Origin of the sequence: Streptomyces sp. NPDC050147 (assembly GCF_040660195.1) — a bacterium.
Classification (GTDB): domain Bacteria; phylum Actinomycetota; class Actinomycetes; order Streptomycetales; family Streptomycetaceae; genus Streptomyces.
Map to the genome: position 1 here is coordinate 81,812 of NZ_JBFALJ010000033.1, position 22,262 is coordinate 104,073.

Annotated in this window: 23 protein-coding genes; 12 read left to right on the top strand and 11 right to left on the bottom strand. The window is 71.0% G+C overall.

Translation table 11 applies throughout. The features are described from left to right. Window positions 1-46: 46 nt before the first annotated feature. Together AB0I94_RS36810 and AB0I94_RS36815 are read left to right on the top strand one after the other, a co-directional pair. Window positions 47-1,228, top strand: a complete 1,182-nt coding sequence (locus AB0I94_RS36810; RefSeq protein WP_363314143.1) for an FAD-dependent monooxygenase — start codon at window positions 47-49, stop codon at window positions 1,226-1,228. Beyond that, window positions 1,228-2,769 carry a hypothetical protein gene (locus AB0I94_RS36815; RefSeq protein ID WP_363314144.1) on the top strand — a complete coding sequence of 514 codons (1,542 nt, stop codon included), beginning with the start codon at window positions 1,228-1,230 and terminating at the stop codon, window positions 2,767-2,769. The genes AB0I94_RS36810 and AB0I94_RS36815 overlap by 1 nt, the downstream gene beginning before the upstream one ends. Window positions 2,770-2,782: 13 nt before the next feature. On the opposite strand, the gene AB0I94_RS36820 is transcribed toward AB0I94_RS36815, so the two are convergent. After that, window positions 2,783-3,127: a VOC family protein gene (locus AB0I94_RS36820; RefSeq protein WP_363314145.1), complete on the bottom strand. Its 345-nt coding sequence runs from the start codon at window positions 3,125-3,127 to the stop codon at window positions 2,783-2,785. 175 nt (window positions 3,128-3,302) lie between these two features. On the opposite strand from AB0I94_RS36820, the gene AB0I94_RS36825 reads away from it, so the two are divergent. Next, window positions 3,303-4,157, top strand: a complete 855-nt coding sequence (locus AB0I94_RS36825; protein ID WP_363314146.1) for an alpha/beta fold hydrolase — start codon at window positions 3,303-3,305, stop codon at window positions 4,155-4,157. Between the two features lie 115 nt (window positions 4,158-4,272). Here the strand turns inward: AB0I94_RS36825 and ppk2 are convergent, their stop codons facing one another. Both ppk2 and AB0I94_RS36835 read right to left on the bottom strand, forming a co-directional pair. After that, window positions 4,273-5,232, bottom strand: a complete 960-nt coding sequence (ppk2, locus tag AB0I94_RS36830) for a polyphosphate kinase 2 (RefSeq protein ID WP_363314147.1) — start codon at window positions 5,230-5,232, stop codon at window positions 4,273-4,275. A 109-nt stretch (window positions 5,233-5,341) separates the two neighbouring features. Beyond that, window positions 5,342-6,091, bottom strand: a complete 750-nt coding sequence (locus tag AB0I94_RS36835) for a TioE family transcriptional regulator (RefSeq protein ID WP_363314148.1) — start codon at window positions 6,089-6,091, stop codon at window positions 5,342-5,344. Between the two features lie 57 nt (window positions 6,092-6,148). Between AB0I94_RS36835 and AB0I94_RS36840 the strand changes: the two genes are divergently transcribed. Then, complete coding sequence (locus AB0I94_RS36840) at window positions 6,149-7,372, top strand: erythromycin esterase family protein (protein ID WP_363314149.1); 1,224 nt, start codon at window positions 6,149-6,151, stop codon at window positions 7,370-7,372. Here the strand turns inward: AB0I94_RS36840 and AB0I94_RS36845 are convergent. Further along, complete coding sequence (locus AB0I94_RS36845) at window positions 7,369-7,677, bottom strand: hypothetical protein (protein ID WP_363314150.1); 309 nt, start codon at window positions 7,675-7,677, stop codon at window positions 7,369-7,371. The genes AB0I94_RS36840 and AB0I94_RS36845 overlap by 4 nt on opposite strands. A 136-nt stretch (window positions 7,678-7,813) precedes the next feature. Between AB0I94_RS36845 and AB0I94_RS36850 the strand changes: the two genes are divergently transcribed. Next, window positions 7,814-10,981 (top strand): BTAD domain-containing putative transcriptional regulator, encoded by a 3,168-nt coding sequence (locus AB0I94_RS36850; protein ID WP_363314151.1) that lies wholly within the window; start codon window positions 7,814-7,816, stop codon window positions 10,979-10,981. Here AB0I94_RS36850 and AB0I94_RS36855 read toward each other — a convergent pair. The 5 genes from AB0I94_RS36855 to AB0I94_RS36875 all read right to left on the bottom strand — a co-directional run bounded on the left by AB0I94_RS36855 (window position 10,962) and on the right by AB0I94_RS36875 (window position 15,782). Then, a complete protein-coding gene (locus AB0I94_RS36855) occupies window positions 10,962-11,753 on the bottom strand; it encodes an ABC transporter permease (protein WP_363314152.1) in 792 nt (263 codons plus the stop codon). The two genes, AB0I94_RS36850 and AB0I94_RS36855, sit on opposite strands and share 20 nt — an antisense overlap. Beyond that, window positions 11,750-12,736, bottom strand: coding sequence for an ATP-binding cassette domain-containing protein (locus AB0I94_RS36860; RefSeq protein WP_363314153.1), 987 nt, complete (start codon window positions 12,734-12,736; stop codon window positions 11,750-11,752). The genes AB0I94_RS36855 and AB0I94_RS36860 overlap by 4 nt, the downstream gene beginning before the upstream one ends. 61 nt (window positions 12,737-12,797) lie before the next feature. After that, window positions 12,798-14,501, bottom strand: coding sequence for an immunity 49 family protein (locus AB0I94_RS36865; protein WP_363314154.1), 1,704 nt, complete (start codon window positions 14,499-14,501; stop codon window positions 12,798-12,800). 34 nt (window positions 14,502-14,535) lie between these two features. Then, complete coding sequence (locus tag AB0I94_RS36870; protein ID WP_363314155.1) at window positions 14,536-14,811, bottom strand: hypothetical protein; 276 nt, start codon at window positions 14,809-14,811, stop codon at window positions 14,536-14,538. Window positions 14,812-14,876: 65 nt separating this feature from the next. After that, complete coding sequence (locus tag AB0I94_RS36875; protein WP_363314177.1) at window positions 14,877-15,782, bottom strand: LysR family transcriptional regulator; 906 nt, start codon at window positions 15,780-15,782, stop codon at window positions 14,877-14,879. A gap of 90 nt (window positions 15,783-15,872) precedes the next feature. Here AB0I94_RS36875 and AB0I94_RS36880 point away from each other — a divergent pair, with 90 nt between their 5' ends. Further along, entirely contained in the window at window positions 15,873-17,201 is a 1,329-nt protein-coding gene (locus AB0I94_RS36880; protein ID WP_363314156.1) for an aspartate aminotransferase family protein, read from the top strand. Window positions 17,202-17,210: 9 nt separating this feature from the next. Here the strand turns inward: AB0I94_RS36880 and def are convergent, their stop codons facing one another. Beyond that, the gene (gene def, locus AB0I94_RS36885) at window positions 17,211-17,837 is read right to left on the bottom strand and encodes a peptide deformylase (protein WP_363314157.1); all 627 of its coding nucleotides are present in this window, start codon (window positions 17,835-17,837) and stop codon (window positions 17,211-17,213) included. Between the two features lie 175 nt (window positions 17,838-18,012). On the opposite strand from def, the gene AB0I94_RS36890 reads away from it, so the two are divergent. The 3 genes from AB0I94_RS36890 to AB0I94_RS36900 are packed head-to-tail and all read left to right on the top strand — an operon-like array spanning window position 18,013 to window position 19,188. Next, window positions 18,013-18,555 carry a winged helix-turn-helix domain-containing protein gene (locus AB0I94_RS36890; RefSeq protein WP_363314178.1) on the top strand — a complete coding sequence of 181 codons (543 nt, stop codon included), beginning with the start codon at window positions 18,013-18,015 and terminating at the stop codon, window positions 18,553-18,555. 16 nt (window positions 18,556-18,571) lie between these two features. Continuing rightward, complete coding sequence (locus tag AB0I94_RS36895) at window positions 18,572-18,811, top strand: hypothetical protein (RefSeq protein WP_344521400.1); 240 nt, start codon at window positions 18,572-18,574, stop codon at window positions 18,809-18,811. Then, window positions 18,811-19,188 carry a toxin Doc gene (locus AB0I94_RS36900; protein WP_363314158.1) on the top strand — a complete coding sequence of 126 codons (378 nt, stop codon included), beginning with the start codon at window positions 18,811-18,813 and terminating at the stop codon, window positions 19,186-19,188. Before AB0I94_RS36895 ends, AB0I94_RS36900 begins: the two co-directional genes overlap by 1 nt. Window positions 19,189-19,215: 27 nt before the next feature. Here AB0I94_RS36900 and AB0I94_RS36905 read toward each other — a convergent pair whose 3' ends face one another. Beyond that, a complete protein-coding gene (locus tag AB0I94_RS36905; protein ID WP_363314159.1) occupies window positions 19,216-19,890 on the bottom strand; it encodes an HAD family hydrolase in 675 nt (224 codons plus the stop codon). A 304-nt stretch (window positions 19,891-20,194) separates the two neighbouring features. On the opposite strand from AB0I94_RS36905, the gene AB0I94_RS36910 reads away from it, so the two are divergent. The 3 genes from AB0I94_RS36910 (at window position 20,195) to AB0I94_RS36920 (ending at window position 22,161) form a co-directional block, all read left to right on the top strand. Continuing rightward, on the top strand, window positions 20,195-20,617 hold the full coding sequence (locus AB0I94_RS36910; RefSeq protein WP_363314160.1) for a DUF2243 domain-containing protein: 423 nt from the start codon (window positions 20,195-20,197) through the stop codon (window positions 20,615-20,617). Beyond that, window positions 20,614-21,399, top strand: coding sequence for a cytochrome c oxidase assembly protein (locus tag AB0I94_RS36915; protein WP_363314161.1), 786 nt, complete (start codon window positions 20,614-20,616; stop codon window positions 21,397-21,399). Before AB0I94_RS36910 ends, AB0I94_RS36915 begins: the two co-directional genes overlap by 4 nt. 111 nt (window positions 21,400-21,510) lie before the next feature. Then, window positions 21,511-22,161 carry a hydrolase gene (locus tag AB0I94_RS36920; protein WP_363314162.1) on the top strand — a complete coding sequence of 217 codons (651 nt, stop codon included), beginning with the start codon at window positions 21,511-21,513 and terminating at the stop codon, window positions 22,159-22,161. The last annotated feature ends 101 nt before the right edge of the window (window positions 22,162-22,262 follow it).

Below are 22,262 nucleotides of genomic sequence, written 5' to 3' on the forward strand. Positions count from 1 at the left end.
CACTTGACCGGGGGCGACGCCCCCGAACCCGGAGCGAGGACGAACCATGCCGCAGCGCGCCGCGACCATCGTCGGGGGCGGGATCGGCGGCCTCGCGGCTGCCATCGCCCTGCACCGCCGCGGCTGGCACGTCGAAGTGCTCGAGCGGGCCCCGCGGTTCACCGAGATCGGCGCCGGCATCTCCCTGTGGCCGAACGCGCTGCGCGCGCTCGACGCACTCGGCCTGGCCGACACCGTCCGGGCACTCGGCGCCGTCGAGGCCGCCGGCGGCGTACGCGATCTGCGGGGCCGCTGGCTTTCCCGTACGGACAACGCGGAGCTGGCCCGGCGTTTCGGCCAACCCCTGTTGGTCCTGCACCGCGCGGACTTGCTGCGGGCGCTGACCGAGGCGTTGCCCGCCGACAGCCTGCGGCCGGGCAGCGAGGTGTCCTTGGTCCGCGACGACGATCATGGCCTGGTCGTCGAGCATCCCGGCGGGCAGACCCGGCCCGACCTCGTGATCGGCGCCGACGGGCTGCGCAGCGCGGTCCGCGGCGCGCTCTGGCCCGCTGCGGCCGGCCCGCGGTATGCCGGGTATACCGCCTGGCGCATGGTCACCGAGCCCTTGGCCGAGGTGCCCGCCGAGGGCGCCGCGACCTGGGGCCGTGGAGAGAGGTTCGGCTACACGGCGTTGCCGGGCGGGCGGATGTACTGCTTCGCGACCGCTTCGCTGCCCGCGGGAACGACCGCCGCCACGTCGGAGTACGACGAGCTGCTGCGCCGGTTCGGGGCCTGGCCGGACCCCGTCCCCTCCCTCCTGGCCGCCGTCCCGGCGGGCGGCGTGCTCCGGCACGACCTGTACGACCTGCCGCCGCTGCCCTCCTTCGTCCGCGGCCGGGTCGCGCTCCTCGGCGACGCGGCCCACGCCATGACCCCGAACCTGGGGCAAGGCGCGTGCCAGGCCCTGGAGGACGCGGTCACGCTGGCCCACTGCCTCGACGGCTCCCACGACGTGGCAGGCGCGCTCCACTCGTACGACCGGCTGCGCCGCCCGCGGGCCCAGGCCATCGCGCGCCGCTCCGCCCGGCTCGGCACCCTGGGTCAGCTGTCGTGGCCGCCCGCCGTGCTGCTGCGGGACACGGCCGCCCGGCTGATGCCGACGCGGGTGACGCTGCGTTCCATGGCGCCGGTCCTCGGCTGGACCGCGCCCGGTGAGCAGGCGATCGCGACGGAAAACGAGAGCCGCTGATGCCCGACTGGACCTATCAGCCGCTGCGTGGCGCGGCAGCCGCCGTACTCGGCCTGCGCCGTTCGCAGCGAACCGCCCTGCGCATACTGGCCTCCATCGGCTCCCGCCCCGCCGGCGCGCGGCTGATCGCCCGGGGGTTCGGCCACCGCCATCCGCCGCGACGGCTCGCGGGCGAGATCGCCGGTGTGCCCGTGGCCGTCCGCCTCGGCATCACCGTCCCGCCCTCGCTCGCCCTCGAAACGGTTCGCGCCATGCCCCCGCTGGGGGCCGGCGTCGTCGAGGTGGCTCCCGTCTCGGCGGCCGACGTGCAGACCGTGCGTGAGGCCGCCGCGGGCCGCACGATCCCGGTGGTCGTCCGCGCCTGCGACCCGCGGGTCGAGGCCGCCCTGACGCCTCACGTCGACGGATTCACCGGCGGCGACACCCCCGACGTCATCCATGTGTGCGACCCGTCGGTCTCGGCGGCGGCGACCGCGCTCGACGACCCGGGCACCGTCGTACTCGCCCGCCCGGCAGTCCTCGTGGCCGCCGGACCCGGCTGGTTCGCGCGGGTCACCGAAGCCGCCACGCCCACGGCGCCCGCGCCGGTGCTGCGCGACGTCGGCCGCGATCCGCGCCGCTGGCCCACCTGGTGGTGGGCGCTGCTCGTCGGGCTAGGCATGACGGGCGCCGGGCTGGGCGCCGCGGCGATCACGCTCGGGCCGGTGCTGCTCTGGTACGACCGCGACTACCTCGGCATGACGCTGCACGAACTGCACGCGGCCAATCACCACCTCGTGCACTTCCTCCAGCACGACCGGATCACCATGGCCGGAACGATGGTGGCCATCGGCTCGCTCTACACCGGCCTCGCCCTGGGCGGGGTCCGGCGCGGTTGGCCCTGGGCCCGCGAGGTGTTCCTGCTGTCGGGGGCGATCGGCTTCCCCACGCTGTTCTACTTCCTGGCCACCGGCTTCGTGGAACCGCTGCACACGGCCACCGCCCTCGTGCTGTTCCCGATGTTCGTCGCCGCGGCGCGCCACACCCCGCACGCGCCGCGGTGGCGCCTGGCGCCCGAGGGCCCGGAGCCGGAACGCCGGCGGGCACTGGTCGGCCAGTTGCTGATGATTCTGACGGGCGCGGGTCTGTTCGTCGGCGGGGTGGTGATCTCGGTGGTCGGTCTGACCGATGTCTTCGTCCCGACCGACCTGACGTTCCTGGGCACCGACACGCACACGCTGGAAGCCGTGAATCCCCGGCTCGTGCCGTTCCTGGCCCACGACCGCGCGGGGTTCGGCGGGGCGTTGATGTCCGCCGCGGTGGCCATCGTGCTGCTCAGTGCGTGGGGTTGGCGACGGGGCGAGGCCTGGGTGTTCTGGACCCTTGCCGCGGCGGCGGCCGCAGGCTTCCTGCCCGCTGTCGTGGTGCACGGCACGATCCACTACACCGACCTCATCCACCTCGCGCCGGTCTACTTCGGCATCATCCTGACCGGCACGGCGCTGCTCCTCGCGCGCCCGTACCTGTGCGCCAGGACATCGGAGGCAAGCCCACGGAGCTGACGGATCGTCTCGGTCAGGCCGCCGGGCCGCCGCCGAATCCGATTTCGTTGCCGTCCGGATCGCGGTAGGTGGCCTTGCGGACGCCGTTCGCGTACGTCTCGCGCGTGTCCGGTTTCAGGCCCCGCTCGGCGATTTCGCCCACGCGGCCGTCGAAGTCCTCGACGAACACGGTGTGCAGGGCGTGCCCGGCGTGCTCGGGCCGCACCTCGATGAACACGTAGCGGTGCTCGGCGAGTTCCCACACCGCCTCGGTGTCATTGGGCAGGAAGGACGGCGGCCCACCGAGCAGTCGCTCGTACCAGGCCACCGCCGTGGTGTAGTCGCGGACGGGGATGCCCGCGAACAGATCTACGGTCATGAGGCCATGCTATGCACGCCGACGCCCGCGGGGGTCCCCCGTCGCGTACGTGGCGGGTCCGCTCCGCGGGGCTCCGCGGCGGGTCCGTTCTGCGGGCTGCGCGGCAGTCCGGACGTCGGCACCAAGTATTCGATTCGTGCTTGTTCCGAAGATCGTTTCGTTGGAGGCTACGGGCATGCAAAATCAGCCGACATTCATATTTGTCCATGGCGCCTTCGCCAACTCGTTCTCGTTCGCGCCGCTGCAGGCCGAGCTCGGCCTGCTCGGGCACCGTTCGGTCGCGGTCGACCTTCCGGGCCACGGATTCGAGGCGACGTACGCCGCGGCCTACCAGGCGCCGCAGGATCTCGACGTGCTCGCCGGGGAACCCGGAAGCATCAAGGGCGTCACTCTCGCCGACAACGCCGCCCGCGTGATCGAGGTCCTTGAGCGAGCGAAGCAGAACGGGCCGACCATCCTCGTCGGCCACAGCAGGGGCGGCATCACGCTCACCGCGGTCGGCAACGCCCGGCCCGATCTGATCGACCGGATCGTCTATGTCTCCGCCTGGTGCCCCGTCGACCTGGACGTCAACGACTATTACGCCCAGCCGGAGATGGCCGGCGCAGACCCGGCGGCCTTGGCTCCGGCGCTCGTCGGGAACCCGGCCGAGCTCGGCCTGCTCCGGGTCAACTTCCGCACGGCCGCCCCGGAGACGCTCGCCGCACTCAAGGGTGCCATCGCCGCCGATCTCACCGATGAGGAGTTCCTGACGTTCCTGAACACCTTCCAGCCCGATGAGAATCTCGACGTGGGCACGTCCGCCGACCGGGCGCAGGCCGCGACGTGGGGCCGCGTCCCCAAGACCTACGTGCGCCTGAGCGACGATGCCAGCATTCCGCTCGCCATGCAGGACCGTCTGATCCGCGAGGCCGACACGCTCACCCCCGACAACCCCTTCGACGTCGGGACCCTTGAGGGGAGCCACCTGCGCTGGCTCGTCCACCCGAAGCCGGCCGCTCAGCTGCTCGCAGGTCTCGCGGCGCGCTGACGGTCTGTCTGCTGCCGAGACAGCGGTACGTGACACGGCCCGGCACGCGTCGAGCGCGCGCCGGGCCGCAACGTCGGCTGACTGCTGCTGGGGACAGCGTCAGGACCTCAGTCGTTCACGGGTGCTGACCGGGCCCCTCACCACTTTCGGCGAGGCGGCTCGGTGAAAGGTCCGTCGGGTCCTCGTCCGCTTCCAGCAGCGTGTCGGCGGGTCCGATGATGAGCGAATCCGCCTCCCCCACCGCGTCTTTGTCCATCGACGCGTAGTCGACGCGCAGCAGCAGATGCCGGATGGCCTCGAGGCGCCCGCGGCGCTTGTCGTTGAACTTGATCACCGACCACGGCGCGTGAACGGTGTCCGTGGAGCGGAACATCTCCACCTTGGCGCGCGTGTAGGCGTCCCAGAGATCGAGCGAGGCCAGATCCGTGGGCGAGAGCTTCCACTGACGTACGGGATCGACCTGGCGGATCGCGAAGCGTGTACGTTGCTCCGCGCGGGAGACGGAGAACCAGAACTTGACCAGCACGATGCCGTCATCGGTGATCATTTTCTCGAACAGCGGCGCCTGCTGGAGAAATTCCTCGTGCTGGCGTGGGGTGCAGAAGCCCATGACGGGTTCGACACCGGCTCGGTTGTACCAGGAGCGGTCGAAGAAGACGATCTCCCCGGCGGACGGCAGTTGCGCGACGTAACGCTGGAAGTACCACTGGCCCGCCTCGCGTTCGGTGGGCTTGTCCAGCGCCACGATGCGGGCACCGCGGGGATTGAGGCGCTCGGTGAAGCGTTTGATCGTGCCGCCCTTGCCCGCCGCGTCACGCCCCTCGCACACGACCACGATGCGCTGGCCCTGTTCGCGTACCGACCTCTGCAACTTCAGCAGCTCGATCTGCAGGATCCGCTTCTGGCGCTCGTACTCCTTGCGCCTCAGCTTCACGGAGTAGGGGTAATTCTCCTGCCACGTCCGCAGCGGCTCTCCCTCCGCGTCGAGCAGCACCGGGCGCTCCGGCCGGGCCTCGTCCACCGACAGCCCGTCCAGCAGACGCTCCCCGTCCTTGTCACCCGCGTCCGATGCCACACCGTCTCCTCTCATCGACATGTGTCACCTTTCTACCCGCATCGATCGCCACTCCGCTGAAATCGCCATATACCCAGGAGCACCCGGCCCGCACATCACAGCAGGTCTTTCAGCTGCCGAAGGCTCTCGCTCCCCCTGTCGGCGCATGCTCGCCGAGGTACGCCTCCAGCTCGGCGGCGCCGGTCAGCATGGCCCGGCCTCGGGCCGACAGCCTGCCGCGCCAGTCGCTCAGCGCGGCTTCCAGGGGCTCCAGGCCGCCGGCCGCCCGTACTTGGGCGATCAGCGGGGCGATGTGTACCAGCAGGTACCCGCCCCGTCTGAGTTGGTGCACCAGCCGGGCATCCCGTACGTCCGCCTCGTCGTACACGCGGTAACCGGTCCGCGTGTCCCGGCGTGGGCGCACCAGCCCGGCCAGCTCCCATTTGCGCAGCGTCGCCGGCCGGATTCCGAGCTTTGCGGCCAGCGGGCCGATGAACATGCCCTCGGGCCCGGCCCCGGTCACCGGCGTGGGCTCCAGGTCGCGCAGCGCCCTCTCCACGGCCTGAAGGGTCCGCCGGTCCTCGAGGAGCTGAACGTGGCTCTCGTCGATGAGGCGGAGCGCCTCATCGACCGCCCCCTGGTTCACGGCCCGCATGATCGACGTCGCCGTCCGGTGGCCGTGGCCCGGCACCAGGGCGAGGAACGCACGCAGGGCTCGCGCGTGCAGCGAGGTGTAAGTGCGGTAGCCGTGCGGTGTGCGGTCAGCGGCCGGGAGGATGCCGGCCTCCTCGTAGTTCCTGACCGCCTGCGTGGACAGACCGTGTCCGCGCGCCAGATCAACCGGCCTGAGCCGTTCCCGGCTTTTAAGGTTTTTCCCCATGCACCCGCCCGTACAGCAGAAAGTTTCAACCGAGAGTTCAACGATAGCGTTTAAGGCATGGCTACTGACATCAAGACCACGGCACATGCCGTCGAGGCCACCAGCATCATGAAGCTCCTCCGGACCCGGCCACAGCTGCTCGCCCTGGGCGAACCCACCCATGGCGAGGAGACTCTGCTCGACGTGCGCAACGACCTCTTCCGGCAGCTCGTCGAAGAGGAGGGCTACCGGACGATCGCGATCGAGAGTGACTGCATGGCGGGGCTGGTCGTGGACGACTACGTCACCTCGGGCACGGGCGCCCTCGACGACGTCATGGAGCACGGCTTCAGCCACCCGGACCTGGGCTTGGGAGCCTCCGCGGCCAACCGCGAACTCGTGCGCTGGGCAGGGGAGTTCAACGACGGCAGGCCCGCCTCCGAGCAGATCCGCTTCGCCGGTTTCGACGGCCCACTGGAGATCACCCATGCCGCCGGCCCCCGCCAGGCCCTCACCTCGCTCCACGGCTATCTCTCGGCCCGGGTCGCGGATGCGGACCTGCTGCCCTGCACCGCGGAAACCCTTGACCATCTGCTCGGCGACGACGACCGGTGGGCCGACCCCGCCGCGATGATGGACCCGGCCCAGTCCGTGGGCCAGTCGGCCGAGGCGCAGCAGCTGCGGGTGCTCGCCGACGACCTCGTGGCCCTGCTCGACGCGCAGAGCCCGCACTTGATCGCGGCGACCTCACGGGACGACTGGGACCGAGCCCGCCTCTACGGGCGCACTGCCACCGGCCTGTTGCGCTACCACCACTGGATGGCCGACGCCTCACCGAGCCGAATGGCCCGCCTGGTGGGCCTGCGGGACCAGATGATGGCCCACAATCTTCTCGCCCTCGCCGAACGGGGTCCGACCCTCGTCCACGCCCACAACACTCACCTCCAGCGGGACAAGAGCACGATGCGCATGTGGGACCAGCCGCTGCTCGAGTGGTGGAGCGCGGGCGCACTCGTCAACTCCTGCCTGGGCGAAGGCGAGGGGTACGCCTTCGTGGCCACGGCCCTCGGCACGCTCAGGCACCAGGGAGTGGACACTCCGCCGCCGGACACCGTGGAAGGACTCCTCCACGCACTCCCGGAGGACCGCTACGTCATCGACGCCCCGCGGCTGGCCGCCGCCCTCGGCGACACGCCCCCCGCGCCCCGCGTATCCCCCTGGTTCGGCTACGCCCCGCTCGACCCGGCCCACCTGGCCCGGATCGACGGGCTCGTGTTCCTCAAGAACGTACCGGGGAGCTAGCTGCGGGCCATGGGTCGGCAGATGGCGCGTCGAGGAGAAGGTGCTTGCCTGCCGCCAAAAGGGTCCTGATTCACTGCCGACGGCACTCGGGGGGGCCGGCACAGGGCGACGAGCCGGATCGATTCGTCCGCCAGGACCTGGCCCATGTCACGCGTCTGAAGACCGGCTGCCCTGGCCACCGCGGCGGCTTCCCGATCGTCCTCGACCACAGCCACGGGACACGCGCCGACCGTGCCGCCCAGGGCCTGCAGATGCTGCCGCCCCGCGTCGCCGAAACCGACGAGCGCCACTTTGACGTCCGCCATCTCGTACGGATCCGCTTGCTACGGGCTCGGTCGGGCATCAGCACAGGAAGGGGTGAAAGATGGACAACGAGGCGGCCCTGAGATCCATCGGCGCATTCTTGCCGGGGGCTGCCCGGGCCTTGGCTAATCTGCTCGGGTGACCATCGAACTGACCCTGTTGCCGCGTGTCGCGCATCGCGGGCAGGAGGTCACCGCGCCCCGGCTTCGCGCCCTGCTCGCGCTGCTCGCCGCCGACCTGCGCACGGGCAGCGGCACCGAGCGGCTGGTGGCGGGGCTGTGGCCGGACGCGCTGCCGGAGCGGCCGGGCAAGGCGCTGCAGGTCCTCGTGTCCCGGGCACGAGCGCGGTTGGGCGCCGACGTCATCGCGAGCACGCCCACGGGATACCGGCTCGCCCTCACCGAGGAACAGGTCGACAGCTCGGTGCTGCTGCTGCACGCCGCCGCGAGCTCGACACGGGCCAGGGCCGGTGACCACGCGGGAGTGCTGGCCGCGGCCGAAGCCGGGCTCGCCCTGTGGGAAGGCGCCCCTGGCGAAGCCGCCGCCGGCACCGACCCCGTCGACGCCTTGCGCGCCGAGCGTGCCCCCGCCCGCGCCGCTCTCGTACGCGCGCGGGCGCTCGCACTCGCCCGCCTGGGACGGCATGCGGAGGCGGCCGGTCCGCTAGCCATGGTCGCCGCGCAGCATCCGCGCGACGAGGAAGTGCTCGCCGAGCTGCTGCGCGCGCAGGCAGCGGCGGCGGGCCCCGCCGCCGCCCTCACGCGCTACGAGGCGTACCGCCGTGAACTGCGTGAGGCGCTCGGCACCGGCCCCGGCGCCGGACTCCAGGCCGTGCAGCGGGAGTTGTTGCGCGGCGAGGCCCCGGTGGCTCGGCATGGTGTGCCGCACGAGCCGAACCCGCTCCTTGGCCGGGAGGCGGACATCGCGGCGGTGCGGGGGCTGTTGGGCACCTTCCGTGTCGTCACCGTCGCCGGACCCGGCGGCCTCGGCAAGACCCGGCTCGCGCATGCCGTCAGCCGCCGCGCCGAACAGGGCGTGGTGCACTTCGTGCCGCTCGCCTCAGTCACCACGGACGCGGACGTGGCGACTGAGGTGGCCTCCGCGCTGGGTGCGGGCGAGGGGCGGCACGGCGTGGTGAGCGGCCACGCCGCGGCCGACCCGGTGTCCGGCATTCTCGGCGTGCTCGGCTCCGGGCCCGCCCTGCTGGTGCTCGACAATTGCGAGCAGATCGTCCAGGGCGCCGCGGGCCTCGTACAGGACCTGGTCGCGTCCTCGAAGGAGCTGCGGGTGCTCGCCACCAGCCGTGCCCCGCTGGACCTCACGTCGGAGGCGGTGTACGCGCTGCCGGAGCTCGATCTGGACACGTCGGTCGAACTGTTCACGCAGCGCGCCCGGGCCGCCAGGACCGGTGTGGAGCTGCCGGCGGACGCGGTGGCCGAGCTCTGCCGTCACCTCGACGGGCTGCCGCTCGCCGTGGAGTTGGCGGCGGCGCGGGTGAAGGTGCTGTCGGTGCTGGAGATCGCCCGTCGGCTCGGCGACCGGTTCGCGTTGCTGCGGGGCGGGGCCCGGGACACTCCGGAGCGCCACCGCACCCTGCACGCGGTCGTGGAGTGGAGCTGGAACCTCCTCACGCCGGACGCGAGGGCGGCGCTGCGCATACTGTCCGTCTTTCCCGGCGGCTTCTCCGGGGAAGCGGCGGAGCACGTGCTCGGCGAGGACGCGCTGTCGCTCCTGGGGCAGCTGGCCGATCAGTCTTTGCTTACGGTCGTCGACACTCCGGCCGGCGTGCGTTTCCGGATGCTGGAGGCCGTACGGGAGTTCAGGGCGGCCCGCCGTGCGGACGCCGACGAGGAGGACGAGGCCGTGGGCCGGTTCCTCGCCTGGGCGCGGGACTTCGGGGTGCGGCACCACGACTGGCTCTTCGCTCCGGAACCTTCCCCCGGCTCTCGGCTCCACCCGGCCGGCGTCGGCTCCATCGCTGCCCGGGAGCGGATCAGGGCCGAACAGGACAACCTCGTGCCGGCCCTGCGGCACGCCCTGGCGCGCACGGAGAACCCGACGATCGCCGCCCTGACCGCCGTACTCGCCGCTCTGTGGTCCACCGACTCCAACTACCCCCGCCTGGCCACCCTCGCCGCGGACACCGGCCCACCGCTGTCGCGCTACCGCGCCCAGCCCGCCTACGTCGAAGTCGCCCGCACGGCGGCGGTGTTGTGCGCGGCGGGCCTGTTCATGAACCACGGACCCCATGGCGTACGCCAGCTCGTCACCCTGCGCCGCCTGCCCGTGGCTCCGCCGGACACCCTGCCGCGCGCCACAGCGGCGGTCCTGAGCGCACTCCCGGAGATGCGTCCACCCGACTACGCCGTGCTGCACACGCTCTGCGCCAGTAAGCAGCCCCTGATCGCCGGTATCGCCGAGTGCGTGGCGACCTACGTATGGGAGTACGAGCACGACATCGACCGCGCGCTCTCCTCGGCGCACCGGATGCTCGCCGCGCTGGCTCCGGTGGACCAGCCGCCCCTGCAGCTCATGGGGCACTCCCGGCTGAGTGAGCTGTCCCTGCGGGCAGGGCAGGGCCAGATCGCCTACGAGCACCTCAGGGCGGCGCTGAAGGCGCTGCCGCGGCTCGGTGACGAGCTCGACTACATCGGCATCCGTTCGGCCCTCGTCCTCGCCTGTCTGCAGCGCGGCGACCCGGACGAGGCCGAGTACTGGCTGCGGCAGACCGAGGGGGACAACGCCTCGCAGGAGGACGCCTTCTACAACCCTGACCTCGGCGGCCGTGCCGAGATCGCTCTCGCCCGCGGGTTCACGGAGGTGGGGCTCGGCCTGTGGCGCAGGGCGGTGGAGCGGTTGCCCGAGGCACGCTCATTGAGCGGCGGCGACCCGTGGCTCGACCCGTGGGCACTTCAGATCCAGTCGGCGGCGGTGACGGCGCACGCGCACGCCGGACGGCTCGATCTGGTCGCGGAGCCGGTCGAGAGGCTGTGGCAACGGCTGCCGCTCCTGCTCGGTGGCCCGCCCCGCTCGTCCCTGGAGCTGCCTGTGTTCGGGACGGTGCTGCACGCGCTCGGCATGGCCGGACTCGCGTCCGGCGACGTCTGTGCCGTACGGATGATCGCGCTGGCCGAACGGCTGCGGGTGCTGCGCGAGTTCCAGCCGACGATGTCGGCGGCCCGCGCTCGCCGGGCGGCCGAGACCGCCGACCGGGCGGCGTACGCCGACGCGGTGTCGCGGTACGCCGCCCTGAAACGGGACCAGCTGTGGGAGGCGGCCCGTGCGCTTACTTCGGGTCGCGGTTGAACAGCGCCGTCGACCAGCGGTAACCGAGCGCGGCCAGGCCCAGGCACCAGGCGATCGTGATCCACCCGTTGTCGCCGATCTCGCTGCCGAGCAGCAGGCCGCGCAGGGTCTCGATGGCCGGGGTGAACGGCTGGTGCTCGGCGATCGGCTGGAACCAGCCGGGCATCGAGTCGACCGGCACAAAGGCGCTCGAGATGAGCGGAAGGATCACCAGCGGCAGCGCGTTGTTGCCGGCCGCCTCGGCGTTCGGGCTCGCCATCCCCATCCCGACCGCGATCCAGGTGAACGCGAGCGCGACGAGCGCGAGCAGTCCGAACGCCGCCAGCCATTCCAGGACCGTGGCGTCGACGGACCTGAAACCGATGGCCACGGCGACGGCGCCGACGAGCAGCACGCTGAGGATGGCCTGCAGCACACTGCCCGCGACATGTCCGACGAGCACCGAGCCGCGGTGGATCGCCATCGTACGGAAGCGGGCGATGATGCCCTCGGTCATGTCCATCGAGACGGACACCGCGGTCCCGGCCGGGGTGGCGCCGATGGTCATCAGCAAGATGCCCGGGACGAGATAGGCGACGTAGTCCGAGCGGTCGGCGCCGCCGCCACCGATGCCCGCGCTCATCGTGTCGCCGAAGACGTAGACGAAGAGCAGCAGCAGGACGATCGGTGTCAGCAGGACGTTCAGGGTGAGGGAGGGGTAGCGCCGGGCGTGCAGGAGATTGCGGCGCAGCATCGTGGCCGAGTCGTGCACGGCGAGGGAGAGCGAGCTCATCGGGCGGACTCCATGGGCTGGTGGGGAGCGTCGGTGGCGCCGGTGGTGAGGGCGAAGAACACATCGTCCAGGTCGGGGGTGTGCACGGTCAGCTCGTCCGCCTCGATACCGACCGAGTCCAGCCGGTCGAGGGTGGAGCGCAACTCGCGCTGGCTGCCGTCGCTGGGGAGTCGCAAGGTGAGGGCACGGTCGTCGCGTGTGGCCTCGCGCAGGGCGAGAGCGGCACGACGGTAGGCGGTCGGATCGGTGAACCGCAGCCGCACGTGCCCGCCGGGGACGAGCCTCTTGAGCTCGTCGGGACTACCCTCGGCGGCGATCCTCCCGTCGCTCAACACGGCGATGCGGTCGGCGAGTTCGTCGGCCTCCTCCAGATACTGGGTGGTGAGAAAGACCGTCACCCCACCGGAGACGAGCTCGCGGATGATGTCCCACGTGTTGTGGCGGGAGCGGGGGTCGAGCCCGGTGGTCGGCTCGTCGAGGAAGATGATCCGAGGGCTGCCCACCAACGTCATGGCGATGTCCAGGCGCCGCCTCATGCCGCCGGAATAGGTCGCGGCGGGCTTCCTCGCCGCTTCGGCGAGGTCGAGGCGTTCCAGGAGTTCGGCGGTGATTCGCCGCCCCTCCTGTCTGGGCAGGCGGTGCAGGTCGGCCATGAGGAGCATGTTCTCCTCGCCGGTGATCAGGCCGTCCACCGCGGAGAACTGACCCGTGACACCGATCGCGGCACGCACTGCCTGTGGGTCGGCGGCCAGACCGTGGCCGCCGACCCACAGGTCACCGGCGTCGGCGGTGACGAGGGTCGAGAGGATCTTCACGGCGGTGGTCTTCCCTGCGCCGTTCGGCCCCAGCAGGGAGAAGACGGTGCCGACCGGCACCGTCAGATCGATGCCGTCCAGTACGGTCTTGCCCCCGTAGGCCTTGCGCATCCCCGTGGCCGCGATGGCGAGTGAGGACGTTGTCGTCGTTTTCGTCGTTGTCGTCATGCCGCAGAGGTTGCGGCATGACGCATTCAGCGCGGTTTCACGAGGGTTTCAGCGCGGGCCCTCAGCCGGCCGGTATCTCCTCGATCCGTTGGCGGTCGAGCAGATACGTGGGCAGGTACGGCTGCGGCATGGCGACGGGGAAGCCGTAGTCGTACGCGAGGCTCGCCATCGCAAGGACTCCCAACGCCACCCGGGCGCGCGGTGCCGCCGAGTCGCCCCAGTAGTTGCCGTGGTGCGCGACAGCTTCGGCCAGGGCCTTGGCGAAGGCGTCGTGGTCGCGGGCGATCAGGCGGTGGAAGAGCGCGACGGGCTGGTAGTCGATGAGGTCCGCGAAGTCCTTCGGCGTGTGGGTCAGCGACTGCGGATGAGACGTTTCCATGGTCGCGAGCAGCTTTGCCACGACATCGTCCATGGGGCGCTCGGACCAGTAGGTCTGCAGGGTGTCGACCCAGTTCAGTACGTACGCGTCGACGGAGTCGTCCTGCCGCAGCACCTCCAGTGGCACCTGGCACAGCCGGTCGGCCCTGTCCTTCTGACGGCACACGACCGCGACGTAGAAGGCGTCGAGCCAGGCGCGGGCGTCGGCGGGCGGTGCGGCCAAAATCGCGGGCAGCTGCCGCACGATGTCCTCGCCCAGTCGGCACTCCTGGGCCTGGGCACCGGTGAACAGCGCCGAGCCGAGCTGTACGGCGGTGGCCCAGGCGTCCCAGGTGTCGGCGTACGACGCTTTGGGGTCGGCGGCGCAGTGGGCGTGGGCGAGCGTGAGAGCCGAGGCGAAGGCGTCGCCCAGTCCGGCCGGGTTCTCGGCGAGGCCGGCCGTGGCGTCGGCCGTGGCGCGGGTGAGCGCGGCCACGTCGGATGTCCTGGCCGCGGTGGCGGTGTCGAGCCGTCCGGCACGGTCGAGGCGGACCAGGCCCTTCATGCGGCCGAGCAGTTCCGGCGGCGGCTGCAGGGAGAAGGACCGGGTGTCGTGGTCGATGACCGTGATCGACGTCAGGCGGCCCCGATGCCACCAGTAGACCCTTGGGGACAGTGAGCCCGGGCCGTCCTCATGAGCGCCGAGGCCGTAGGCGGCAAGGCCGTTGATGGCGTCGGCCACCGAACCGTCGGCGATCGGGTGGTAGGCCAGCAGGTGCCGGGTGGGCACGACGAAGAGAGCTCCGGCGTCCGGGAGTGACTCACCGGTGATCTGCCGGACCGTTTCCGACAGGTACAGCGCCTTGCTCGCGACGAACGGGGATTCGCCGTACAGGGAGTGCAGAACCGCGCCTCCCTCTATGGGCACTTCGTCGTGCTCGACGGGCACACGCATCAAGTTCGCGTACGCCGCCTGCCCCAACTCCTCGATCCCGGCGCGCTCCACGTCGGAGTCGGTGAGCATCCGCACGCTGGTGGGCGTGTCGAGGGCGTAGGCGAAGACGAGCCCTTCGGCCACCACGCGCGCGTACCTCATGGCACCGGCGATCTCCGGCGTGAGCGAATCCGTGGGCAGCAACCGCGCATGAACCCCGCGCAGAAGCTCAGCGGCGCTCTCGTCGCCCTTGCTTCCTTCCGCCAGGCGGGCGAAGTGGGCCGCGACCATCTCGGGCCAGTGCTCTTCCGGTGCCTGACGGCACCTCTGTGCCAGGTTGTGCAAGAAGTAGGAGTGGCCTTCTCGCGCGTACGGGTCGGCGAGTGCCCGCAGGCGGGTGGCCTGGGCGATGGTCAGCATCGGCAGATCAGGGTCGGGAGCGTCCTGCATGCCAAAGGTGTTGTTCTCGTTCACCGTTGCGACTTTACGAGCTGTGTGCCAGGAGTTGTCAGGGAGTGTCGCCGGACCAGTCCCAGCGGCGGCGGTCGCCGGGGCGTGGGTCGTACATCGCTCGGCCGCCGGCACCGAAATGCCCGAGTTCCGTGGGCAGGGCGACACCGGTCTCCGTCTCGCCCTTGGTCCAGCCGGTTATGTCGAGCAACAGACCGTCCAGGGGGCCGCCGACCAGCTCGCCGTAGTCCCGTCCCGGCTGCGGGCCCCGGCGGGGGTCGTCGTGGTCCTGGCCGTAGACCCGGCCGCGCAGCAACTCCTCATCCCTGTCCATGTCTCCCACCCTCCCAGGCGCCACTGACAATCCGGCCCTTGCGCGCCTCGGCAGGGCCCCCGGCCTCACTCCCCGCCCGGCAGCGGCAGCTCCGGATGGTGGCGCAGGGCCTCCAGCACCGCGCGCACCGCCGCGCGAGGTGGTGAGCCGCGGCGGATCGCCGCCGTGATGGTGCGCGTCACGGGAGTGGCGAGTTCCCTGGTGGCGACGGCGTATCGGCGGTCGACCGCCAGGCCGGGCAGCAGCGCGATCGAGAGTCCGGCCTCGACGTGCTGCAGGGTCATCATGTAGTTGCTGAAGCGGCAGACCACGCGCGGCTCGAAGCCTGATTGGCGGCACAGGCGCACCGCGAGATTGGCCATGTACGACTGCGGGATGTCGAACGCCCACGCCTCATCCGCGTACGCCGCGAGGTCCACGGCACCGCGGCCGGTCGCCGGATGCCCGGGCGGGACCACCAGCAGGACCGGGTCCGTGGCCAGCGGCACGATGTCGAGGTCCGGGCCGAGCGGCAGCTCGTCGAAGCCGGTGGTCGTGATGATGATGTCAGCGTCGCCGCCCCGCAGCGCGGGCATACTCGCGTGCGGCTCCAGTTCGAAAAGTTCGACGTCGAGGCGCGGATGCTCGCGCGCCAGTCGGCTCACCGCGGGCACGGCCATGGTGTGGATGGCGCTCTGGAAGGCCCCGAGCCGCACCAGTCCCGCCGGTTCCTCGCCGAATCCGCGCAGCTCGGTCTCCACGCTGCTCATGTGGTCGAGGATCGCCCGCGCACGGCGGGCGAGAATCAGTCCGGCGGGGGTCAGCCGCACCCGGCGTCCCGTCCGTTCGAGCAGCTGGGTGCGCGTCTCGCTCTCGAGCACGGCGAGCTGCTGGGACACGCTCGACGGGCTCAGGTTGGCGGCCTGGGCGACCGCCCGGACGGTGCCCAGGGTGTCGAGCTGGCTGAGCAGCCGCAGCCGCCAGGGGTTCATCACGTTGGCATTGTTGTACGGCTTTACCGAACAGGAAAGCCGGAATCGTGAGGTGGACGTGTCGCTCGGCCGCCGCCTACCGTCGGCCATATGACCGCTTCGAGCGCAGCCCTGCCGTCCACCGACACCTTCTGGGCGGACGCCGAGAGGCATCTCGTGCGCTACGGCGGCGAGTTCACCCACGAGATCATCGAACGTGCCGCCGGGAGCTTCGTGTTCACCGCGGACGGCCGGAAGGTCCTTGACTTCACCTCCGGTCAGATGAGCGCGATCCTGGGCCACTCGCACCCGCAGATCGTCGCGGCCGTCCAGCGGCAGGTCGCCTCCTTGGACCATCTCTTCAGCGGCATGCTCAGCCGCCCTGTGGTCGACCTCGCCCGGCGTCTCGCGGACACGCTGCCCGCGCCGCTGGAGAAGGCGCTGCTCCTGACGACCGGCGCCGAATCCAACGAAGCCGCCATCCGGATGGCCAAGCTCGTGACCGGCAGGCACGAGATCGTCTCGTTCGCGCGCTCCTGGCACGGCATGACGCAGGCCGCCGCGTCCGCCACGTACAGCGCGGGACGCAAGGGCTACGGCCCCGGCGCGCCCGGCAACTTCGCCATCCCCGTCCCGAACACCTACCGGCCCGACTTCACCACGGACGACGGCTCCCTGGACTGGCGGCGGCAGTTGGACTTCGCCTTCGACCTGATCGACGCCCAGTCGACCGGCAGCCTCGCCGCCTGTCTCGTCGAACCGATCCTCAGCTCCGGCGGCATCATCGAACCGCCCGCCGGATACTTCACTGCCCTGCGGGCCAAATGCCGGGAACGCGGCATGCTGTTGATCCTCGACGAGGCCCAGACGGGCCTGTGCCGCACCGGGACCTGGTATGCGTTCGAGCGTGACGGCGTCGTGCCCGACATCCTCACGCTGTCCAAGACGCTGGGCGCGGGACTGCCCCTGGCGGCCGTGGTGACCAGCGCCGAGATCGAACAGGAGGCGTACGAGCGCGGGTTCCTGTTCTTCACCACGCACGTCGCCGACCCGCTGGTGGCCGCGGTCGGCAACACCGTTCTCGACGTCCTGATCGGCGACAAGCTCGACGAGCGCGCACGGTCGCTGGGCGCGTTCCTCCACCAAGGCCTGAGGGACATCGCCGCGCGGCACGCGGTCGTCGGCGACGTCCGCGGCCGGGGACTGCTGGCCGGACTCGAACTTGTCGCCGACCGCGAGACCAAGCAGCACTCGAACGAGCTGGGTGCGCGGGTCACCCGACGCTGCCTAGAACTCGGCCTGCACTTGAACATCGTCCAACTCACCGGCATGGGCGGGGTCTTGAGGATGGCGCCGCCGCTGACCGCCACCGAGGACGAGCTGTCGCTGGGCCTGACGACGCTGGACCAGGCGATCGGCGAGGCCTGCGCCGCGCTCTGAGTCACTGTCTCAACGACCCAGACCGCCCGCCTTGGCCACGCGTTGCGCGAAGACGTCCTCACGGCGTTCTTCCATCTGCCGCAAGGCGTCCTTGCGGTCCCGCTTCGAGAGCCGGTCGAGATACGTGTGGCCGACGAGGTGGTCGACCTCGTGCTGCAGGCACCGGGCGAAGTAGCCCGTGCCCTCGATGACGAGAGGGGTGCCGTCCTTGTCGACGCCGCGGACGACGGCGCGATCGGTGCGGGGAACCGCCACGGTCGCACCGGGCACGGACAGGCAGCCCTCGAAGTCGTCGACGAGCCGGCGACTGCCCGGGGCCGGCAGCTCAAGAACGGGGTTGATGATGTGGCCGACATGCCGGACCCCTTCGTCGTCCGGGCAGTCGTAGACGAACAGCCGCAGGTCGACGTCGACTTGGTTGGCGGCGAGGCCGGCGCCGTCGGCCACGTACATCGTCAAGAACATGTCGTCGATCAGCGCCGACAGCTCCGGGGTGCCGAACTCGGTCACCTCCTGGCACCGACGGCTCAGGATCTTCTCCCCCACCACCGTGATCCGGCGCACCGAACCCCGTTCCGCCTCTGGCGGCAGTGCGGGACGAGTGTCGACGGCCCGGCCTCCGTGACGAACAGGCATCGCTGTCTCCCAAGAACGATGTGAATCGCAGAACGACGTGAATCGCTTGCCAAGAGCTTTGCAAAGTAGCAGACTTTGCAAAGTGACTGAAGATGACCTCAACGCCTCCCCCGACGACGCGCTCGGCCACTCGCCCGGTCACGCGCCCAGCCGGACGGGGGACGCCGGCGACTCCTTGCGTCAGCACGAGGTCCGTACGGCCCTGATGGAGCTGCTCGCCGAAGTCGGCACCGTCACAGCGACCGAAGCCGCCACCCGGCTGGGCTACAGCTCGGGGCTCTGCTCCTTCCACTTGCGGCAGCTCGCGCGGCACGGGCACATCGAGGAAGCCCCTCACCACGGAGGCCGCGCACGCCCCTGGCGACTGAAGCAGAGCGACCCGACCGCCGGTGGACCCACGGAGGACGAGTTCGGCGACTTGGCCCGAGGCCTGGAGGACGAGAGCTGGCAGCGCTGGCTGGCCCAGCGCGACCAGGCCCCGGCCGAATGGCGCCGCGACGAGGCATTCAGCGCCATCGCCTACCTGACGCCCGAGGAGATGACCCAGGTGGCGCACACCGTCCGCCGGGCACTCGCCCCCTACCAGGACCGCGAGCAACGCCCGCTGGCCCGACCCGAAGAAGCCCGCCCGGTGGCCCTCATCACCCGGCTGTTCCCCTTGCTGTCACAGCCTGATTCCGATGCGGTCGGGGGAGGCACTCCCCCGGCAGGTACCTAGTTGGTACCTTGGAGACATGCCGTCTCTGAACGTGACCTTCACCGACGAGGAGCTCAAGGGTGTCCGCGCGGCCGCAGCGGCCGAGGGCAAGAGCCTCAAGCAGTACCTCCACGACCTCGGAGTCCGTGAAATGGAGCGCCAGAAGTTCGTCGCGGGCGCCTCCACCTGGGCTGACCGGCTGCGGGCCGAGTTCGACGCGGCCAATCCCGAGGAGATTCCGCCCTCCGCACGTCACGAGGGGTCCGCGGCCGCCTGATGGTTCTGTACGTAGACGTTTCCTGGCTGCTGGACGTCCAGGAGTTCGCGGTCGCTCCCGAGGACATGACGGTGTCGGACTACTCCGCACTGGTCGCCGCGGTCGCACGCCACAAGACGAAGCTGCCGACCTTGGAGTCCGCCGACCCGGACGCCGCTTGGCGCGCCGCCGCCCTGCTGCACACCATCGTGCGCCTGGAACCCCTGCCCTACCGCAACAGCCTGTACGCGGCGCTCGTCGCCGCCCAGTACATGGACCAGTCGGGCGAGGGCATCGATCCGCCCTACGGCGCGCTGTCCGACCTCATCCGGAAGATTCGCGACAGCCGGATCAGTGTCTACGCCGTCGCCGACCAGATCAGGTCCTGGAAAGTCTGACGGTCATCGGCGGCGACATCCGTGCGGTCAGTCCTTACCTCCCTGACCAGCGAAAGCGCTGCTCTTGAGCGAGGACAGCAGGTGGGCGGTGTCGTCGTACACCTCTGCCGCTCCGGCCCGGACGAGGTCGTCTCGGGGGATGCCGCCACTGAGCACCGCCACCGGCGTGACGCCCGCGCGCCGCGCGGACTTCATGTCCCAGACCGAGTCGCCGACGAACACACTGTCCCGCGCCTTCGCAGCGGCCAGGTCGAGCGCGTGGGCGACGGGCTCCGCGGCGGGTTTGCCCTCGTCGACGTCGTCGGCGCTGGCCGTCGCGGTGATGACGTCGTCCGCGTCGACTGCGGCGCGCAGCGCGTCGAGTTCGGCGCCGCCCGCGGAAGTGGCGAGGACGATGGTCCACCCCTCCCCCGCGAGGGCCCGCAGGAGTTGTCCGGCCTCCTCGAAGGCTTTGAGCCGGTCGAAATGGGTGCCGTAGAGGGTCTTGTGCGCGGCGCTGATGGCGTCGTCCTGGTCCGGATCGCGGTCATCGCCGAGAACGTGTTCGATCAGGTCGGTACCGCCCAGGCCGATCGCGTGGTGCACGGCGCGCATCGGCACCTGGTGACCTGCCTGCCGGAACGCCTCCCACCAGGCAGTGACATGCAGGTAGTTGGTGTCGACGAGCGTTCCGTCGACGTCGAACAGCGCGGCACGCGTCACGAGGGCTCCCTTCACGGTCTTTCGTGGGCTTTCACCGTAATAGCCCTACCGGCGGCACGCATGGCCGCCGCCTCCGCGCGCGCAAGCGGGTGAGCCTGCGAACCTGGGCCTGGCCGCCGGACGACACAGTGGCGCAAATGCGGCGGACTGCCATTCCGCTTCGCGGGTACCCGGCGCCTCGCCCGCCCGCACGTACCACCTGATCCCGCCCGTTTTCCCGCCCTGGTGCCGAGGAGACCCGGATGACGTTCCCCTTCCATGAGCAGCGACGCGTTCCGCTGGACCGGCACAGGGGCGCGGACCGGTGAGGCAGCGCTCCCTGCTCTCCGGGGCGTTGGTGGGCGTCGGATTCGCGGCGTTCATCGACGAGATGGTGTTCCACCAGTTGCTGCACTGGCACCACTTCTACGACAAGGCGTCGAGCGAGGCCGGCCTCGTCTCCGACGGGATCTTCCATGCCTTCGGCTGGCTTGCGATGGTGGCGGGCCTGTTCCTCTACGCGGACCTGTGGCGCCGGGACGCCCGGCACCTCACCGCCTGGTGGGCGGGCCTGTGCCTGGGTCTCGGCGGCTTCCAGCTGTACGACGGCACGTTCCAGCACAAGGCGCTGGAGCTGCATCAGATCCGCTACGGCGTGGAGCTGGCCCCGTACGACTGGACCTGGAACGTGATCGCCGTCCTCTTCCTGCTCTCCGGCGTGCTGCTGCTGGTCCGGGCCCGCCGATGACGGCTGTGGCGCTGCTCGTGGCCGTGTGCTGTCTCGGCTGTGTGGCGGCGGCCCGGCAGCTGCGCCGCCGCGGCGACCGCTGGCCGCACCGGCGTGACGCGGCGGTCTGCGCGGGCGGCGCGGTGTTCGTCACCTCGGTCGTCGCTCCGTGGGAGGGATGGCCGCCGTTCACCGGGCACATGGTCACCCATCTGGGCATCGGGATGATCGCGCCCCTGCTGTTCGTGCTCGGCCGGCCCGTGACGCTGGCGCTGCGGGCGTTGCCTGTGGTGCCACGGCGACGCCTTCTGTCCTGCGTCCATTCCCGGCCCGCGGCCCTGCTCGTGTGGCCGCCGCTGGCCGCGCTCATGCACTCCGCCGGGCTGTGGGTGGTGTACCGCACGCCGGTCATGGGTGCCGCGCACCACCAGGAGTGGCTGCACACGCTCGTAAGTGTGCATCTCCTGGTCTCCGGCGTGCTGTTCTCCTTCGCCGTCCTCGCCCTGGACCCGCTGCGTCACCGCGCCGGATTCGCGCTGCGCGGCGCGGCCCTGCTGGCCGCTTCGGCCGCGCACGGAATCCTGTCCAAGTCGCTCTATGTCACGGGCCCGCCCGGCACCACTTTCGCCGCGGCAGACCTGCACCTGGCGTCGTACGTCATGTATTACGGCGGGGACGTGGTCGGCATCGTCCTGGCCGTGCTGCTCGGGCGCCAGTGGTACACGGCCGAGGGACGGGCCCTTGTCCGGGCCCGGCGTGCCGTCGATGCGGGGAGATACCGGTCGCGTCCGGCCGCCTCGTAAGCCGGTCGCGTCCCGGCCTCCTCGTAAGTACGTACGCCCCGTCCCGCTGCCGCGTAGCGCAGGACCCGGGGGGTACCCGGCGTTCACCCGTACCCGGAATCCGGAGGTCACATGTTGTCCGAGACTGTCACCGTGCCCAGCGGCGAGGGGGCACTCGTCGGTGAACTGACCGTGCCGGACACGGTGTTCGGCATCGCGGTCCTCGCCCGCGGCAGCGGCGGTTCCCTGCACAACCCCCGCAGTCGGGCCGTGGCCGGCACGCTGCACGATTCCGCTTGCGGGACGCTGCTCATCGACCTGCTCACCGCCGAAGAAGTGGCAGCCGACAGGGCAACCGGCCGACAGCACCACGACGTCGAACTGCTGACGCACCGGCTGACCGCGTCCGTCGACTGGCTCGCACCCCGCGTCTCCGACCTGCCGGTCGGCCTGTTCGGCGCGAGCACGGGAGCGGCGGCCGCGCTCGGGGCCGCCGCCGCCAGGCCCGGCCTGGTGGACACGGTGGTCTGCCCCGACGGCCGCCCCGATCTGGCCGGAGACGAGGTGCTCGGCCATGTGCACGCCCCGGTCCTGCTCCTCGTCGGGGGGCGTGACACCGAGATACTGCGGCTCAACCGGGAAGCGGCCAACCGGATGCGTGTCCTCAGCCGGTTGCGCGTGATCCCCGACGCCATGCATCTCTTCGAGGAGCCGACGGCGTTGAACGAGGTCGCTTCCGTCGCGGCCCGGTGGTTCGCCGGTATGGGGCAGGCGGAGATCTGAGCTCCCGGCCGGCCACCGTCGTATCCGGCGGACCGCGCCCCTCTTCCCACACCTCATCCCATCACTGTGACCGGCATCACAGTGCGCCACGCCACATCCTC

What these genes read in the sequence shown, in the direction of transcription:
- AB0I94_RS36810 (WP_363314143.1), top strand. Translation starts at nt 47, where the DNA reads ATGCCGCAGCGCGCCGCGACCATCGTCGGGGGCGGGATCGGCGGCCTC.
- AB0I94_RS36815 (WP_363314144.1), top strand. Translation starts at nt 1,228, where the DNA reads ATGCCCGACTGGACCTATCAGCCGCTGCGTGGCGCGGCAGCCGCCGTA.
- AB0I94_RS36820 (WP_363314145.1), bottom strand. Translation starts at nt 3,127, where the DNA reads ATGACCGTAGATCTGTTCGCGGGCATCCCCGTCCGCGACTACACCACG.
- AB0I94_RS36825 (WP_363314146.1), top strand. Translation starts at nt 3,303, where the DNA reads ATGCAAAATCAGCCGACATTCATATTTGTCCATGGCGCCTTCGCCAAC.
- AB0I94_RS36835 (WP_363314148.1), bottom strand. Translation starts at nt 6,091, where the DNA reads ATGGGGAAAAACCTTAAAAGCCGGGAACGGCTCAGGCCGGTTGATCTG.
- AB0I94_RS36840 (WP_363314149.1), top strand. Translation starts at nt 6,149, where the DNA reads ATGGCTACTGACATCAAGACCACGGCACATGCCGTCGAGGCCACCAGC.
- AB0I94_RS36845 (WP_363314150.1), bottom strand. Translation starts at nt 7,677, where the DNA reads ATGGCGGACGTCAAAGTGGCGCTCGTCGGTTTCGGCGACGCGGGGCGG.
- AB0I94_RS36855 (WP_363314152.1), bottom strand. Translation starts at nt 11,753, where the DNA reads ATGAGCTCGCTCTCCCTCGCCGTGCACGACTCGGCCACGATGCTGCGC.
- AB0I94_RS36860 (WP_363314153.1), bottom strand. Translation starts at nt 12,736, where the DNA reads ATGACGACAACGACGAAAACGACGACAACGTCCTCACTCGCCATCGCG.
- AB0I94_RS36870 (WP_363314155.1), bottom strand. Translation starts at nt 14,811, where the DNA reads ATGGACAGGGATGAGGAGTTGCTGCGCGGCCGGGTCTACGGCCAGGAC.
- AB0I94_RS36875 (WP_363314177.1), bottom strand. Translation starts at nt 15,782, where the DNA reads ATGAACCCCTGGCGGCTGCGGCTGCTCAGCCAGCTCGACACCCTGGGC.
- AB0I94_RS36880 (WP_363314156.1), top strand. Translation starts at nt 15,873, where the DNA reads ATGACCGCTTCGAGCGCAGCCCTGCCGTCCACCGACACCTTCTGGGCG.
- def (WP_363314157.1), bottom strand. Translation starts at nt 17,837, where the DNA reads ATGCCTGTTCGTCACGGAGGCCGGGCCGTCGACACTCGTCCCGCACTG.
- AB0I94_RS36895 (WP_344521400.1), top strand. Translation starts at nt 18,572, where the DNA reads ATGCCGTCTCTGAACGTGACCTTCACCGACGAGGAGCTCAAGGGTGTC.
- AB0I94_RS36900 (WP_363314158.1), top strand. Translation starts at nt 18,811, where the DNA reads ATGGTTCTGTACGTAGACGTTTCCTGGCTGCTGGACGTCCAGGAGTTC.
- AB0I94_RS36915 (WP_363314161.1), top strand. Translation starts at nt 20,614, where the DNA reads ATGACGGCTGTGGCGCTGCTCGTGGCCGTGTGCTGTCTCGGCTGTGTG.
- AB0I94_RS36920 (WP_363314162.1), top strand. Translation starts at nt 21,511, where the DNA reads ATGTTGTCCGAGACTGTCACCGTGCCCAGCGGCGAGGGGGCACTCGTC.